This is a genomic window from Glaciecola sp. 33A (assembly GCF_002836745.1).
Lineage (GTDB): Bacteria > Pseudomonadota > Gammaproteobacteria > Enterobacterales > Alteromonadaceae > Glaciecola.
The window spans coordinates 38,303-52,900 of the sequence record NZ_PJAR01000041.1 but is presented as its reverse complement, the minus strand read 5'-3'; the positions used below and the strand labels follow the sequence as shown (position 1 = coordinate 52,900).

Genomic DNA, 14,598 nt, shown 5'->3' with positions numbered 1-14,598 from the left:
GGCAGCTTTCACTGCACTGTAAGCATTAAGCTAGAAAATTATTTTTTCGCTTTTGCAATTGCTTCGTCAATGGTTCCAACCATATAGAAAGCTTGCTCTGGGAGGCTGTCGTGCTCGCCATCCAAGATCCCTTTAAAGCCTATAATGGTTTCTTTCAATGAAACATACTTACCAGGAGAACCAGTAAAGACCTCTGCTACGAAGAAAGGCTGTGACAAGAAACGCTGAATCTTACGAGCGCGCGATACGACTAGTCTGTCTTCTTCAGATAACTCATCCATACCTAGGATAGCAATGATGTCTTTAAGTTCTTTATATCGTTGAAGAACCGTCTGAACGCCACGAGCAACATCATAATGTTCTTGTCCAATAACTAAGGGGTCAAGTTGACGTGATGTAGAGTCAAGTGGGTCAACAGCAGGGTAAATACCTAACGAAGCAATATCACGTGACAACACAACCGTCGCATCTAAGTGAGCAAATGTAGTCGCCGGTGATGGATCCGTCAAATCATCTGCAGGTACATATACCGCTTGAATAGACGTTATCGATCCTGTCTTTGTTGAGGTTATACGTTCTTGTAAAACACCCATTTCTTCAGCTAAAGTAGGTTGGTAACCCACTGCTGACGGCATACGGCCAAGGAGTGCTGATACTTCAGTACCGGCTAGTGTGTAGCGATAGATGTTATCAACAAAGAACAGTACGTCTCGACCTTCGTCTCGAAACTTTTCAGCCATTGTCAAACCTGTCAAAGCAACGCGTAAGCGGTTCCCCGGAGGCTCGTTCATCTGACCGTAAACAAGTGACACTTTATCTAGTACATTTGATTCGTTCATTTCGTGATAGAAATCGTTACCTTCACGAGTACGCTCACCGACGCCAGCAAACACTGAGAAACCACTGTGTTCAATAGCGATGTTACGAATGAGCTCCATCATGTTGACGGTTTTACCAACACCAGCACCACCGAATAAACCGACTTTACCACCCTTGGCAAACGGGCAAATAAGATCTATTACTTTAATGCCCGTTTCTAATAGCTCAATGGAAATTGATTGCTCTTCGTAACTCGGTGCTTCGCGATGAATAGACATGCGCTCTTCTTCACCAATGGGGCCAGCTTCATCAATAGGGTTTCCAAGTACATCCATGATACGACCCAAAGTGGCTATACCTACAGGCACTTGGATCCCTTCACCGGTGTTCTCTACCGCTAAATTACGACGTAAACCGTCAGTACTACCCATCGCAATGGTGCGCACTACGCCACCACCCAATTGCTGCTGTACTTCGAGAATTAAGCCCACTAAGTCACCTTCGGTTACTTTTAGCGCGTCATATACTCTTGGAACTGAATCCTGTGGAAATTCAATATCCACGACAGCACCAATGATCTGGACGACCTTGCCTTGACTCATAATTTGTCCTCTTAATTCCTAAAAATTCTGCTTAACCTAAGTAGCCCACAATGCGCTTAAACAGCAGCGGCACCCGAAACGATTTCACTGATTTCTTGTGTAATCGCCGCTTGGCGAGCCTTGTTATATATTAATTGCAAATCATCAATAAGGTCACCGGCATTGTCTGTGGCTGCCTTCATCGCAACCATACGCGCAGCTTGTTCTGAGGCTACGTTTTCAACAACACCTTGGTAAACCACTGTTTCAATATATCTGCCAAGTAACGCCGTAAGTATCTCATCAGCATCAGGCTCATAAATATAGTCCCAGCTATGCGGACGCTGCGCCTCTTCATCTTTAGGAAGAGGTAACAACTCACTTATCATAGGCTCTTGGGTCATCGTATTTACAAAACGGTTATTTACCAAATAAACTTTATCTATTTTACCGCTCTCATATGCATCAAGAATAACTCTTACGGTACCGATAACTTCACTTAAACTAGGCTTATCACCTAATCCAGACTCCGCCGCCAATACATTGCCACCAAAGCGTGAAAAGAAAGTCACTGCTTTTGCACCTAACGCGGCAAAGTACAGGCCTTTACCTTCGTCTTGATACGCTTTGATCCGCTTCGAAACAGCTTTAAACTCATTGGTGTTTAGGCCACCACACAACCCTCTATCGGTTGATATTACAATGAAGCCAACATTCTTCACTTCTCGCTCTTCTAAGAACGGATGCTTAAAATCTAAGTTACCATTTGCAATATGTCCGATGACCGTTTTCATACTTTTGGAATAGGGACGCCCTGAAGCCATGCGTTCCTGTGCCTTTTTCATTTTTGAGGCGGCAACCATCTCCATCGCGCTGGTAATTTTTTGGGTGTTTTTAATGCTCCCAATTTTACCTTTAATCTCTTTTCCGCTTGCCATGAAACCTTCTCCAATTACGCTACGACAGTCCCCAATGCGTGCATTAGGGTTGTGTAATTACCAGCTTTGAGTTGATTTGAAATTATCAAATGCTTCTTTTAGCTGACTTTCAATATCGTCATTGTAATTACCACTTTGGTTAATAGTGTCCATCAGTTCCTTTTTCTCACTGTTCATAAATGAGTGCAGAGCTGATTCAAAATCAAGAACTTTAGGAAGTTCTATATCGCGCAAATAACCTTTTTCAGCAGCAAAAAGAGAGACAGCCATCTCAGCAACAGACAGCGGCGCATATTGATTTTGCTTCATTAGCTCCATCACACGTTGGCCGTGCTCCAATTGAGCTCTTGTTGCTTCATCAAGATCAGACGCAAACTGAGAAAATGCGGCAAGTTCACGGTATTGAGCCAATGCTAAGCGTATACCACCGCCAAGTTTTTTAATGATTTTAGTCTGCGCAGCACCACCGACACGAGATACTGATATACCAGCGTTCACAGCAGGACGGATACCGGCGTTAAACAAATCAGTCTCTAAGAAAATTTGACCATCGGTGATAGAAATAACGTTCGTCGGAACGAATGCTGATACGTCACCTGCCTGTGTCTCAATAATTGGTAGAGCGGTAAGTGAACCGGTCTTCCCTTTAACTTCACCTTTGGTGTACTTTTCAACGTAATTAGCGTTTACACGCGCAGCACGTTCTAACAAACGTGAATGCAAATAAAATACATCACCAGGATAAGCTTCGCGGCCAGGAGGTCGACGTAACAACAATGAAACCTGACGGTACGCAACTGCTTGCTTAGACAAATCATCATAAACAATCAAAGCGTCTTCGCCGCGATCTCTGAAATATTCACCCATTGTGCAACCAGAATAAGGCGCTAGGTATTGCAGAGCAGCTGATTCGGACGCTGAGGCAGCAACAATAATAGTATGACTCATAGCGCCATGCTCTTCGAGCTTGCGCACCACGTTAGCGATAGTAGATGATTTTTGACCAATAGCCACGTAAACGCATTTAACGCCTGTGCCTTTTTGGTTAATGATTGCATCAATGGCTAACGCCGTCTTACCAGTTTGGCGATCGCCAATGATAAGTTCACGCTGACCTTTACCGACTGGGATCATGGCGTCAACAGACTTATACCCAGTTTGCACAGGTTGATCGACTGATTGACGTTCGATTACACCTGGGGCAATTTTTTCGACCGGCTCAAAAGTAGTTGCGTTAATTGTGCCTTTACCATCAATTGGCTCACCAAGGGTATTAACAACTCGGCCTAACAGTTCTGGTCCAACGGGTACTTCAAGAATACGACCAGAGGACTTCACTTTGTCACCTTCTTGCAAGTCGATATAAGGACCCATTACAACGGCACCTACTGAATCTCGCTCAAGGTTCAATGCGATCGCATAGCGACCACCTGGCAATTCAATCATTTCACCTTGCATTACATCTGCAAGGCCATTTATACGAATAATACCGTCACTAACACCAACGATTGTACCTTCGTTTCTAGCTTCACTTACTACTTCAAACTGATCGATTCGTTTCTTAATCAGTTCTGCTATCTCTGTAGAATTAAGTTGCATACTTATATTCCCATTATGCTTGTAACGCGTCGTTAAGACGGTTCAATTGTGAATTTACGGAGCCGTCTATCACGGTATCGCCAGCTTTTATAATCATGCCGGCAATAAGGGTCGGATCCACGCTACAATTAAGCTGTACTTTACGGTCAAATCGCTTTTCTAAGGCAGCGCTCAATTTTGTTAATTGTGCATCACTCAATATGGCTGCAGATAAAACATCAACATTAATTTGTTTTTCGCTCTCTATTTTGAGCTCGTTATACAGTGTTGATATTTCAGGTAACAGCGTAAGGCGATTATTTTCCGCTAAAACTTTGATTAAGTTTTTACCATGTTCGTTGAGTTGCTCACCACAGACTTTTGTAAATACATCAGTAACCAACCCTGACGCTACTGCGCCAGACATGTAATGATGCATATTGTCATTCATCGATACCTCGGCAGCAAAAGCTAACATCGCTTGCCAGTCGTCTATGGCGGATTTCTCAACTGCGAAATTAAACGCAGCTATAGCATAAGGTCGAGCAACTGTTGTCAATTCAGACATGGCTCATTCTCCTAAAGCTCGGCGACAAGTTTTTCAACAATGTCACTGTGCGCTTGTGCATCAATTTCACGTGCTAAAATTTTCTGGGCGCCGGCAATAGCTAACACAGCGACTTGCTTACGCAAATCTTCTTTAACGCGATTCTTTTCAGCTTCAATTTCAGCATAACCTTGAGCGATGATATTTTCGCGCTCGGTATGCCCTCGCTGAGTCTCATCATCTATAATCTGAGACGCTCTTCTTTTCGCCTGATCGATAATCTTGCTGGCCTCATCTTTGGCTTCACGAAGTTTATCCGTCACGCTTGATTGAGCTAACTCTAGATCTCTCTCTGCGCGTTCAGACGCAGCAAGACCATCTGCTATTTTCTTTTGTCTTTCCTCAATCGCAGCAATGATTGGCGGCCATACATATTTCATGCAAAAGGCTACAAACACTGTGAATGCGATGAGCTGACCTATTAGAGTGGCGTTAAAGTTCACGTCCGCTCCTCCTATTGTTTATTCGTTAACCTAAAATAGATTGTTAGTAAACTCCGCCTAAAGTAGGAGCAACAACGAATAATATGTAAAGAGCTATACCAACACCGATCATAGATATAGCATCAATCAGACCAGCCAAAATAAACATTTTGACCTGTAGTTGAGGTGCAAGCTCAGGTTGGCGAGCAGACGACTCTAAGAATTTGCCCCCCATAATTCCGAAACCAAGTGCGGTGCCTAGTGCACCCATTCCGATGATTATAGCAACTGCGATGTAGATCATTGTTATCTCCGATTTAAGTTAAATGTAAAAATATAAAAATGTAAAAATATAAACCTAGTGTTCTTCGCATGCCAGGCTCAAATATACGATAGTTAACATCATAAAAATGAAGGCTTGTAAAGGTAACACTAAAATATGAAATACCGACCAGGCGAAGTGCAGTGGTAACTGCAGATAACCTATAGTCGCGATTAGTATAAATATCAGTTCACTGGCATAAAGATTACCAAACAAACGTAACGATAGTGATAATGGTCTAGCTAACAAAGTCACTGTTTCGATCACGAAATTAAAAGGAATAAATGCCCAGTGGTTGAGTGGCTGCATCGTTAGTTCTTTAGTGAAACCTTTTATCCCTTTGATCTTTAAAGAATAAAATATAATGAGTATGAATACTCCGATTGATAGCGCAAACGTCGTGTTGATATCAGTAGTGGGTACAATTTTCATATACACGTCTTTAGGATCCATACCAAAACCATATTGACCAATCATACCGGCAATCCATGGGAATAAATCAACAGGTAATAAGTCAGTCAGGTTCATTAGTAAAACCCAAACGAAAATTGTTAATGCTAAGGGCGCAATTAATTTACTGGAACCATGGAAGGAACTTTTCACGCTGTCATCAACAAACTCTACGACCATCTCGACAAAAGCTTGAGTCTTTGTTGGAACGCCCGTTGTTGCTTTCTTACCTACTCGCCAAAACAAAAATAGAAAAGAAATACCGATGAACGCGGACCAACCCATTGTATCTATATGCCAAACCCAAAAGCCGACGTCTTCACATGCTTTGTTGAAAACGATCCCTTCGTCGGTTGAACACATCCTAGCATTGGTCAAATGGTGATTAATGTAGTCTTGCGTTGTTTCGTAATAAGCCATTGCTTAACCTGCTTTGTATAATTTAAAAATATTTACATTAATTAAGTACGTTGTCATTAAGACTTTCGACTTAACCAGACCATGGCGAACCATTGACTTAACATTGCGACCACATAGGCACCGAATACAGGAAACGGCGCTGTATTTAGTAGAGAAAATGCGGTAGCAAAAAATACGGTTGTTAGAACCAATTTAATTTTTAAACCTTGGTTAAAACTTTGTGCGACAATTCTACTTTTTGTCGCACCAGCGTATCGGAATGTCCAATACGCGAAAAAACTATGCGGTATTATAAATGTAATAGAACCGATGATGACCGCTACGGTGTGGTCCGGTTTGACGCAAAAAACAATCACTATTAACACTAATGAAGTTATAAGTTGCGCAATAATTCCTCTCTTAGCTAATTGTCGTCCTTTATCAGCTAAATTCACAAGTACCGTTCCATCTTAAAATACATACCCATTCAAAGGCGCGAGAAGTATACTGATATAACAGAGGAATTCAACTATTTCGCAATTTATTCCCTGTTCTGGTGCAGATTCAGCGGCACAATAAATAACAGAAACTCACAAGCAAAAAAAACCGAACTATTCATCAGTTTTTACCGTTCTTTCACCGCCATTTTCTGTAAAATACCATCCAGTTGTTCTAAATCACCAAAGTTAATAACTAGCTTACCCTTGCCTTTACGGTTGTGCGCTATTTGTACATGAGTACCAAAATTTTCTGATAATGAGGTTTCTAAGCGTTTAACATCTGGGTCAACTATGGGTTCTTTACTGGACGGTTCAGATGTTGGATTGTCAATTTCTGATTGCGTTTTTTTCACCAGATTTTCAGTTTCTCTTACTGTTAATCCTTTATCAGCAACAAGTTTTGCGGTATTTGATTGCACATCGCCCTCAAGCGCTAACAATGCACGAGCATGACCCATATCAATATCGCCGTACTCAAGTAAACGCTTCACATCATCTCGTAAACTATTCAAACGCAGTAAGTTAGTCACTGTCGTACGTGATTTACCCACTGCGTCGGCAACCTGCTGATGGGTTAAGTTAAACTCAATCATTAGTCGGTCTAGCGCCTGCGCTTCTTCCATTGCATTAAGGTCTTCTCGTTGAATATTTTCAATTAATGCAATCGCCACAGCCGCGTCATCGGCAACGTCTTTTATTAAACACGGAATGACATCTAATTTAGCTAACTGTGCTGCACGCCATCTGCGCTCACCGGCAATAATTTCATAATTATTTGTATTAATTTGACGCACGACAATAGGCTGAATAATACCCTGTGAACGTATCGAAGCGGCAAGTTCTTCAAGTGCTTCGGATGACATGTCTTTTCTAGGCTGGTATTTACCAGGTTGCATAAACTCAATGGGAATATGTTTTAGTTCATTTTGTTCACCAGGATCATTTTCTGCTGCCTGTCTTTGTTTGTCGGCGTGACTGCGGCTGGTTGCAAGTAATGCATCTAAGCCCCTACCTAAGCCTTTATTTTTTGGTGACATCCTAACCTCTGATATTTCTTAATGAGCTATGTTTAGATTACTCACTATTTATTATTTTTTATAATAGACGATTTTTAATGAAAGTAAGCACTCACTTATAAAATATGATTGTTAAGTAACACGTCGACGTAATATCTCACCTGCTAGTGCTAAGTAAGCTTTAGCACCGGTTGATGATTTGTCATAATACATGGCAGGTGTTCCAAAACTTGGCGCTTCCGCTAACCTTACATTACGTGGAATAACGGTACGATACACTTGATCACCAAAATGACGTTTTAGTTGCTCAGATACATCATTCGCTAATCTATTGCGGGGGTCGTACATGGTTCTTAATACACCCTCAATTTTCAAATTTGGATTAACAACTGAAGCTAACTTTTGAATAGTGTCCATTAATGCCGTTAATCCTTCCAATGCATAGTATTCGCACTGCATGGGCACAAGCACTGAATCTGAAGCAGCCATTGCATTTACGGTAAGTTGATTTAACGACGGTGGACAATCTATAAAAATATAATCGTAATCATCCTGCACACTTTCAAGTGCTCTGCGCAAACGTAATTCACGCGCAAATACTTCCATTAATTTTATTTCGGCAGCAGTGACATCGGAATTACCTGCAATCAGATCGTATTTTCCTGCTGTATTTTTAATAATAACGTCTTTGGCGGGCACATCTTCAATGAGCAATTCGTAACATGTATTTTCAACGTCGTACTTATCAACGCCACTTCCCATAGTGGCATTACCCTGTGGATCAAGATCAATCAGCAACACTCGACGCTTGGTCGCTGCCATCGACGCAGCAACGTTAACCGCAGTCGTTGTTTTACCAACACCACCTTTTTGATTTGCGATAGAGATGACTTTCGCCACAATGTATTCCGTTTGTTATGAGTTGAAGACCACTGTGATTTCGTCACATTTCATGTTTTATTGTTGTTTTTTACGACTTTACATTATCAATCTATTTTGATCGCCGATAAGCAATACAACAAGCTACCTGGTTTTTTTCACTTTAATTAAATGCCGTTCGCCCTGAAAATTTGGTACGCCAAGGTTAATACAGTCTACCACTTTAAAGCCTGTAGGAATTTCGTCAAGTTCAAGTTGGTTAACTTGGCCTTTTAATGCTAAAAATGTTCCATTTTCATCGGTTAAATATTGGCACCAATGCAGCATATCCTTAAGTGATGCAAAGGCTCTGCTTAGCACACCATCAACCGGTTTTTCCAATTTAAGGTCTTCAACTCGAGTTTGAATAGCAGTCACATTGTTTATTTTTAGTTCATATAAGCTTTGTTTAATAAAGCGAATGCGCTTACCTAAACTATCAATCAGCAAAAAGGATTTGTCAGGATTCATTATTGCTAATGGAATACCTGGTAACCCGGCGCCAGTGCCAATATCAGCAAAATGATTACCTTGTAAATGGGGTGAAATAACAATCGAGTCAAAAATATGCTTGATAAGCATGTCATGGGGGTTTCTAACTGAGGTTAAATTATAAGCTTTATTCCACTTATCAATCAATAGAACAAACTCTATCAGTTGTTTCTTTTGCAGTGCTGAAACAGTAAAATCTAAATCTACCACCATCTCATCAAACGAAGATGACAATGTATCAAACGTGGCAGTGATATTGTTACTAGTACTCATTAGGCGGTTTTTTTCTCAGCTTTATACAACATACTGTGTTTCTTCAAATATACCACCAACAGCGAAATAGCAGCAGGGGTAATACCTGAAATACGCGACGCTTTTCCGATGGTTTCTGGTCGTGCGTCAGTTAGTTTAGCAACAACTTCATTTGATAAACCTGAAATTTGAGAAAAGTCAAAATCATTTGGTAACAGTGAGTTCTCATGACGTAACGATTTTGCAACTTCATCTTTCTGACGTTCAATGTAGCCTGCGTATTTTATCTGAATTTCAACTTGTTCAGCTGCTTTTGGATCGCTAATACTTGGACCTAAACTTTTAATACTGGTTAATTTAGCGTAGGTCATTTCAGGACGTCTTATTAACTCCTCCAAAGAATGCTCGCGGCTAATGGGTGTTTTTAACATACCATTAAGTTGCTCTAAAGATTCGTGTTTAGTATGTATCCATTGCGATTTCAGTCGTTGTTTTTCAAGCTCTACACTGTTCATTTTTTGCTGAAAGTACGCCCATTGTTCATCTCCAACAAGCCCAATTTGTCTGCCCTTTTCGGTCAAGCGAACGTCAGCATTATCTTCTCGAAGTAACAAACGATACTCAGCCCTACTGGTAAACATACGGTACGGTTCTTTGGTGCCCATTGTGGCTAGGTCATCAATTAAAACACCCATATAAGCTTCATCGCGACGCAACTCAAAACCGTCTTTTCCCTGGCACTGCAGTGCTGCATTCGCACCTGCTACTAAGCCTTGAGCTCCAGCTTCTTCATAGCCAGTAGTGCCGTTAATTTGACCCGCAAAAAATAATCCACCAATAAATTTAGTCTCAAGTGTTTGCCGTAAATCACGTGGGTCAAAGAAATCATATTCAATCGCATAACCAGGTCTTATAATATGTGCATTTTCAAATCCATTGATTGAACGGACTAACGCCATTTGGATATCAAAAGGTAAACTCGTCGATATTCCATTTGGATAAACTTCGACGCTGGTCAATCCTTCAGGTTCTACGAATATTTGATGTGATGTTTTGTCTGCAAAACGCACAATTTTATCTTCAATTGATGGGCAATAGCGTGGTCCTACACCTTCAATCACACCAGTGTACATGGGTGATCTGTCTAAGCCCGAACGAACAATATCGTGGGTTTTTTCATTGGTATGAGTAATGTAACAAGGAATTTGGCGAGGATGGTCCTCTACGCTACCCATAAATGAAAATACAGGAAGGGGTGTATCACCTGGCTGTGCCTGCATTTTTGAATAATCAAGTGTACGCGTATCTAGCCGAGCAGGGGTACCTGTTTTAAGTCTGCCAACTCTAAAAGGCAAGGCACGAAGTCTGGTTGCCAGGGCATTTGAAGGAGGATCGCCAGCTCTTCCACCTTTGTAATTTTCCATGCCAATGTGAATAGTACCACCGAGAAAAGTACCTACGGTGATCACCACCGTTTTTGCTCTAAATTTCAAACCCATTTGCGTAACAACGCCAACAACACAATCATTCTCTACAATCAGATCATCACATGATTGTTGAAACAAAGTTAAGTTAGGTTGATTTTCAAGTACTTGGCGAACTGCCATGCGATACAAGCTTCTATCAGCTTGTGCACGGGTTGCTCGCACTGCAGGTCCTTTGCTCGAATTTAATGTTCTAAATTGAATACCTGCTTTATCGGTTGCTTTGGCCATGACGCCACCAAGAGCATCAATTTCTTTTACTAAATGTCCTTTGCCAATACCACCTATAGCGGGATTACACGACATTTGTCCAAGCGTTTCAATACTGTGAGTAAGCAATAGGGTGTTTGCGCCCATGCGAGCTGCGGCTGTTGCGGCCTCAGTTCCAGCATGACCACCACCGACAACAATGACATCAAAATCTTGTTGGTAAAACATGTGTAATTGCCTCTATTTAATTCACGGTAAAACAAACAGCTCAGTTAGTCATATTCACGTCCAAATGAGTTTATCGATTTGTTGGCGTCATACTTGACACTAACAAAAATTATATAAAACAACCCTAAAAAAAGGGGTTTACATGGTATACGAGTTTAATGCTATTTGGAATCCTTATCATTCAAACATTAAGTCAGCGCTGGCTTAATTTTGGTGAATGGACTTAAGTGTGAATTAAAGTAGGGCATTAAAAAATAGTCCCAAATAATGCTCTGGTGTGTTGCGTTTTTAACGTTGATTTGAGGGTTTTTAATTTATTTACAAAAAAGGTGAAAATGAGTCTTTTTGTTTGCTTAGTAAAAACAAAGATCTTAGATATATAGTTTATTATTATTATTATTAGGCAAGTACTTTTCTGTTTATAAGTGTTTATTGTATATATATATCAATAACTTAAGGCACTTAAAACCTTGTGATCAAGCGGGTGTAAGTTGGGTATATGCTATGTATAACTAGCTCTTTTATCCACAGGCTGAATATTCATTAAAATTGTCCAGTGAATGATCATAACTTTCGTACAGCTTAGGATCGATCTTATGCACAATGCTGAAGAACAGGTGTAAATATTGTGGATAAATTGTATATGAATTTGTAAATAACGCACTGTATTAATATAAAGTGACCGACATCACTGCTTCTTATGGAATACATAGATTGCGTTATTACTAGTTGGGGTACTTATGCACAATAATTTTGGAGTTTACAAAATTGTTAGAAATTTTGCTTTTAAGTAACGTAACAAAAAAGCTAAAGCCGTTCCCTATAATTTATTTTTATTCTATTTGATAAGAGAACATAGTCTCTATATAACCACTTACAGATGCTAGTATTGACTTAATTTGTAATAAGTAAGTACGCTTTTTTTACCCAGAGAATACATAAAAAAGGTAATACTGGTTAACACAGCAGCGGTAAATGTTTTAATTCATCCGGTTTTTTGAGTTATTTGTCGCTAAAAACTTGAATACAGCCAGCAAGGTGACTGCGTGCCAGCATCAAAGTCAGTTATTTAGGCACAGATGATAAAGAAAGTGAGGCTAAAGACAACAGACCGTAGGGTTGGTTTATTGGTATATGTATTGCCTATAACGTTGTAGTTGTACATTGGCAATGTGACTAGAAGGTAAAATGGCTGTGTCTAATTAGTAGCCATAATAAAGCCAAGGCTAATCAGTGGTAATACAGGTAATCGAATAAAACTACCACCGTTAGTGACAGTATTTAATATACCAGCACCAAAGTAGACAAGGATGATGGTTAACCATCATACGTCGTCATGATGCCATTCGCTGACGTTGAGCTAGCGTATTTGATTAGGTTGGTATTGATTGCCACTGTTAGGCTCTGCATAGTCAGGAACGACTTGCTTACGCCTACTCGGACCTTGGAATCGCACTTTATAAGTATCATACTCTTTGATTGATTCAAAACAGTATCGACCCAAGGCAGTTTCAAGGTCTTTTAAATTATGGTTGGTAATAAGAATACAATTTTTATTATCAATAAGGCGTTGTCTCAATAAACTACCTAACCAGCTTTGTGTGGTTTTTTTAAGCATCGTTTCATTAACGCAAACTTCATCTAAGATGAGTAAATCAACTTCTTGTAGCTGTTTGTTTATTTGCCGGAATTTTTCTGGAGCACTGTCCGCAGATTGAAAATCGTAAGATGAAAATCTCATTTCTAATAGCGTTTGTAATTGACGATACATGACTGTTGTTTCATATTGATCGATTAACTGGTGAGCAATAGCGCCAGCAATATGTGATTTACCACGACCATAGTCACCGTAAAAAATCATCATATGAGCGCCACTGTTGCGCCAGCTCGCATCGGCATGAGCTGCTATAAACGATTTTGCTATATTAATGGCTTCAACAACATCTTGTGCATCTTCAATTAAATTATGAAAAGTCCACTTTGGATCTAGTTCTGATTTACCATGTATTTTTTGTACTCGTTGAAGTCGGGTCTCTTGTTGTAATTTTTGAACATCTTGATTGGCTAAACGATCGAATTCCTGACGACGTTCTTTATAGTTAAATTGCGCTTCAGGTTCAGGGTCCTTTCCCAAAGACCTGGCCAATTCATTAATCCTATCGTTTAGACTCTTCATGATTTCCCGCTGTATTTTTCAACTAGTTGTTTAACGTTGTCGTCTATTTCAATACCCGCTTGTGGTGTTATCCACTGATGGCCAACCTTTGTCTGTTCTTTATTAACCGGTAGCCGTTGACGGCGCTGCTTTATGTTTAACACGAATTTTTGTGTCCATTGATAATCTGTAAACTGTTTTTCAGGATAACCTAACCAATAAGCAATATATTCGCCCAACTCATCAGCAGAATACCCTTTATCTATGACGCCGACAAGCTGACAAAGTTGCTCAAATAAATCAGCATCTGGTCGCCAGCTCACATTCATCTTAACAAAACTTTGGTGTTTATCGGTACTGATATCGAAAAGGTCTCTACTAATACTTAACGGTAGATGGATTACCTGCTTATTCAAACTGCGTTTATAAGATTGATCGTGATTAATACTAATTAGTCCAACGTTGTCTAATTCTTTAAATAATGAATTAACTTGTCGACCTAAAGTTACCACTTCTTCTTTACCATTTAAAAAATGCATAATATCTTTATATGAAATTGTCACATTACCTTTGATGGCGTTACTTTTGGATATTAAATAGACACTGTAAAGCGCTCTAGCATGATTGCTCATGCTTAATTGGAGGGCGTCTAATTCTAAGCTATTCATGCTGATAACTAATTACCTATTACTTTATCTAATTGTTCAACAAACCATTCTACTGCAATATCCTCAGGAATAGGGTGGTGCAGTACATCTATATGTAGGGGGTCACTCAGTAAGGTTACTCCTTTTTCAACAAGTAAGGTTTCCATTGTCATTGCAGCGCCGCAATAAGTGTCGTAACTGCTATCGCCAAGTCCAATAATCATGGCATTGAAACCGTTTAAGTCTTTGTGTTGAAGTGCTTTGGCGTAAGCAACGATGTTGTCCGGTAAGTCGCCCGCACCATGCGTAGAGGTACATATTAATAAAATATTATCTTTATTTAACGCAGATACACAAGGTTCAAAGTGACATTCGCCTGTATGACCAGCATCGATGATGCTGACCAATATTGCCTCTGCAACATATTCCGAAGCGCCTAGTACAGAACCTACCATTATATCGAAGTGCATGTAATTACCTTAAATAATGAACGCTGTTGTAGTTTAATACTTGTAGTGGAAATCAGTAATATAAAATAATATATTCTTGAAACTAAGTTGCTAGCAAAAAGCGTAACCTA

Annotated in this window: 15 protein-coding genes; all 15 read right to left on the bottom strand. The window is 40.0% G+C overall.

What is annotated here, in order from left to right:
- Nucleotides 1-38 precede the first annotated feature (38 nt).
- On the bottom strand, nucleotides 39-1,421 hold the full coding sequence (gene atpD / locus CXF81_RS11805; RefSeq protein ID WP_101181559.1) for a F0F1 ATP synthase subunit beta: 1,383 nt from the start codon (nucleotides 1,419-1,421) through the stop codon (nucleotides 39-41).
- A gap of 56 nt (nucleotides 1,422-1,477) precedes the next feature.
- The gene (gene atpG, locus CXF81_RS11800; protein ID WP_101181558.1) at nucleotides 1,478-2,338 is read right to left on the bottom strand and encodes a F0F1 ATP synthase subunit gamma; all 861 of its coding nucleotides are present in this window, start codon (nucleotides 2,336-2,338) and stop codon (nucleotides 1,478-1,480) included.
- Between the two features lie 57 nt (nucleotides 2,339-2,395).
- Complete coding sequence (gene atpA, locus CXF81_RS11795) at nucleotides 2,396-3,937, bottom strand: F0F1 ATP synthase subunit alpha (RefSeq protein WP_101181557.1); 1,542 nt, start codon at nucleotides 3,935-3,937, stop codon at nucleotides 2,396-2,398.
- 13 nt (nucleotides 3,938-3,950) lie between these two features.
- Nucleotides 3,951-4,484, bottom strand: a complete 534-nt coding sequence (atpH, locus tag CXF81_RS11790; RefSeq protein ID WP_101181556.1) for a F0F1 ATP synthase subunit delta — start codon at nucleotides 4,482-4,484, stop codon at nucleotides 3,951-3,953.
- Nucleotides 4,485-4,495: 11 nt separating this feature from the next.
- Nucleotides 4,496-4,966, bottom strand: coding sequence for a F0F1 ATP synthase subunit B (gene atpF, locus CXF81_RS11785; protein WP_101181555.1), 471 nt, complete (start codon nucleotides 4,964-4,966; stop codon nucleotides 4,496-4,498).
- A 43-nt stretch (nucleotides 4,967-5,009) separates the two neighbouring features.
- The gene (gene atpE / locus CXF81_RS11780; protein WP_006013957.1) at nucleotides 5,010-5,249 is read right to left on the bottom strand and encodes a F0F1 ATP synthase subunit C; all 240 of its coding nucleotides are present in this window, start codon (nucleotides 5,247-5,249) and stop codon (nucleotides 5,010-5,012) included.
- Nucleotides 5,250-5,303: 54 nt separating this feature from the next.
- Nucleotides 5,304-6,137, bottom strand: a complete 834-nt coding sequence (gene atpB, locus CXF81_RS11775) for a F0F1 ATP synthase subunit A (protein WP_101181554.1) — start codon at nucleotides 6,135-6,137, stop codon at nucleotides 5,304-5,306.
- Nucleotides 6,138-6,193: 56 nt separating this feature from the next.
- Nucleotides 6,194-6,571, bottom strand: a complete 378-nt coding sequence (locus CXF81_RS11770; protein ID WP_101181553.1) for an ATP synthase subunit I — start codon at nucleotides 6,569-6,571, stop codon at nucleotides 6,194-6,196.
- Between the two features lie 170 nt (nucleotides 6,572-6,741).
- Nucleotides 6,742-7,653 carry a ParB/RepB/Spo0J family partition protein gene (locus CXF81_RS11765; RefSeq protein WP_101181552.1) on the bottom strand — a complete coding sequence of 304 codons (912 nt, stop codon included), beginning with the start codon at nucleotides 7,651-7,653 and terminating at the stop codon, nucleotides 6,742-6,744.
- 111 nt (nucleotides 7,654-7,764) lie between these two features.
- Nucleotides 7,765-8,532, bottom strand: coding sequence for a ParA family protein (locus CXF81_RS11760; protein WP_101181551.1), 768 nt, complete (start codon nucleotides 8,530-8,532; stop codon nucleotides 7,765-7,767).
- 123 nt (nucleotides 8,533-8,655) lie between these two features.
- Nucleotides 8,656-9,315 carry a 16S rRNA (guanine(527)-N(7))-methyltransferase RsmG gene (gene rsmG, locus CXF81_RS11755; RefSeq protein WP_101181550.1) on the bottom strand — a complete coding sequence of 220 codons (660 nt, stop codon included), beginning with the start codon at nucleotides 9,313-9,315 and terminating at the stop codon, nucleotides 8,656-8,658.
- A complete protein-coding gene (gene mnmG / locus CXF81_RS11750) occupies nucleotides 9,315-11,216 on the bottom strand; it encodes a tRNA uridine-5-carboxymethylaminomethyl(34) synthesis enzyme MnmG (RefSeq protein WP_101181549.1) in 1,902 nt (633 codons plus the stop codon). The genes rsmG and mnmG overlap by 1 nt, the downstream gene beginning before the upstream one ends.
- A gap of 1,360 nt (nucleotides 11,217-12,576) precedes the next feature.
- On the bottom strand, nucleotides 12,577-13,392 hold the full coding sequence (locus tag CXF81_RS11745; protein ID WP_101181548.1) for a DnaA ATPase domain-containing protein: 816 nt from the start codon (nucleotides 13,390-13,392) through the stop codon (nucleotides 12,577-12,579).
- Complete coding sequence (locus tag CXF81_RS11740; RefSeq protein ID WP_101181547.1) at nucleotides 13,389-14,039, bottom strand: DnaT-like ssDNA-binding domain-containing protein; 651 nt, start codon at nucleotides 14,037-14,039, stop codon at nucleotides 13,389-13,391. Before CXF81_RS11740 ends, CXF81_RS11745 begins: the two co-directional genes overlap by 4 nt.
- Before the next feature lie 8 nt (nucleotides 14,040-14,047).
- The gene (locus tag CXF81_RS11735) at nucleotides 14,048-14,488 is read right to left on the bottom strand and encodes a flavodoxin domain-containing protein (RefSeq protein WP_101181546.1); all 441 of its coding nucleotides are present in this window, start codon (nucleotides 14,486-14,488) and stop codon (nucleotides 14,048-14,050) included.
- Nucleotides 14,489-14,598: the final 110 nt, after the last annotated feature.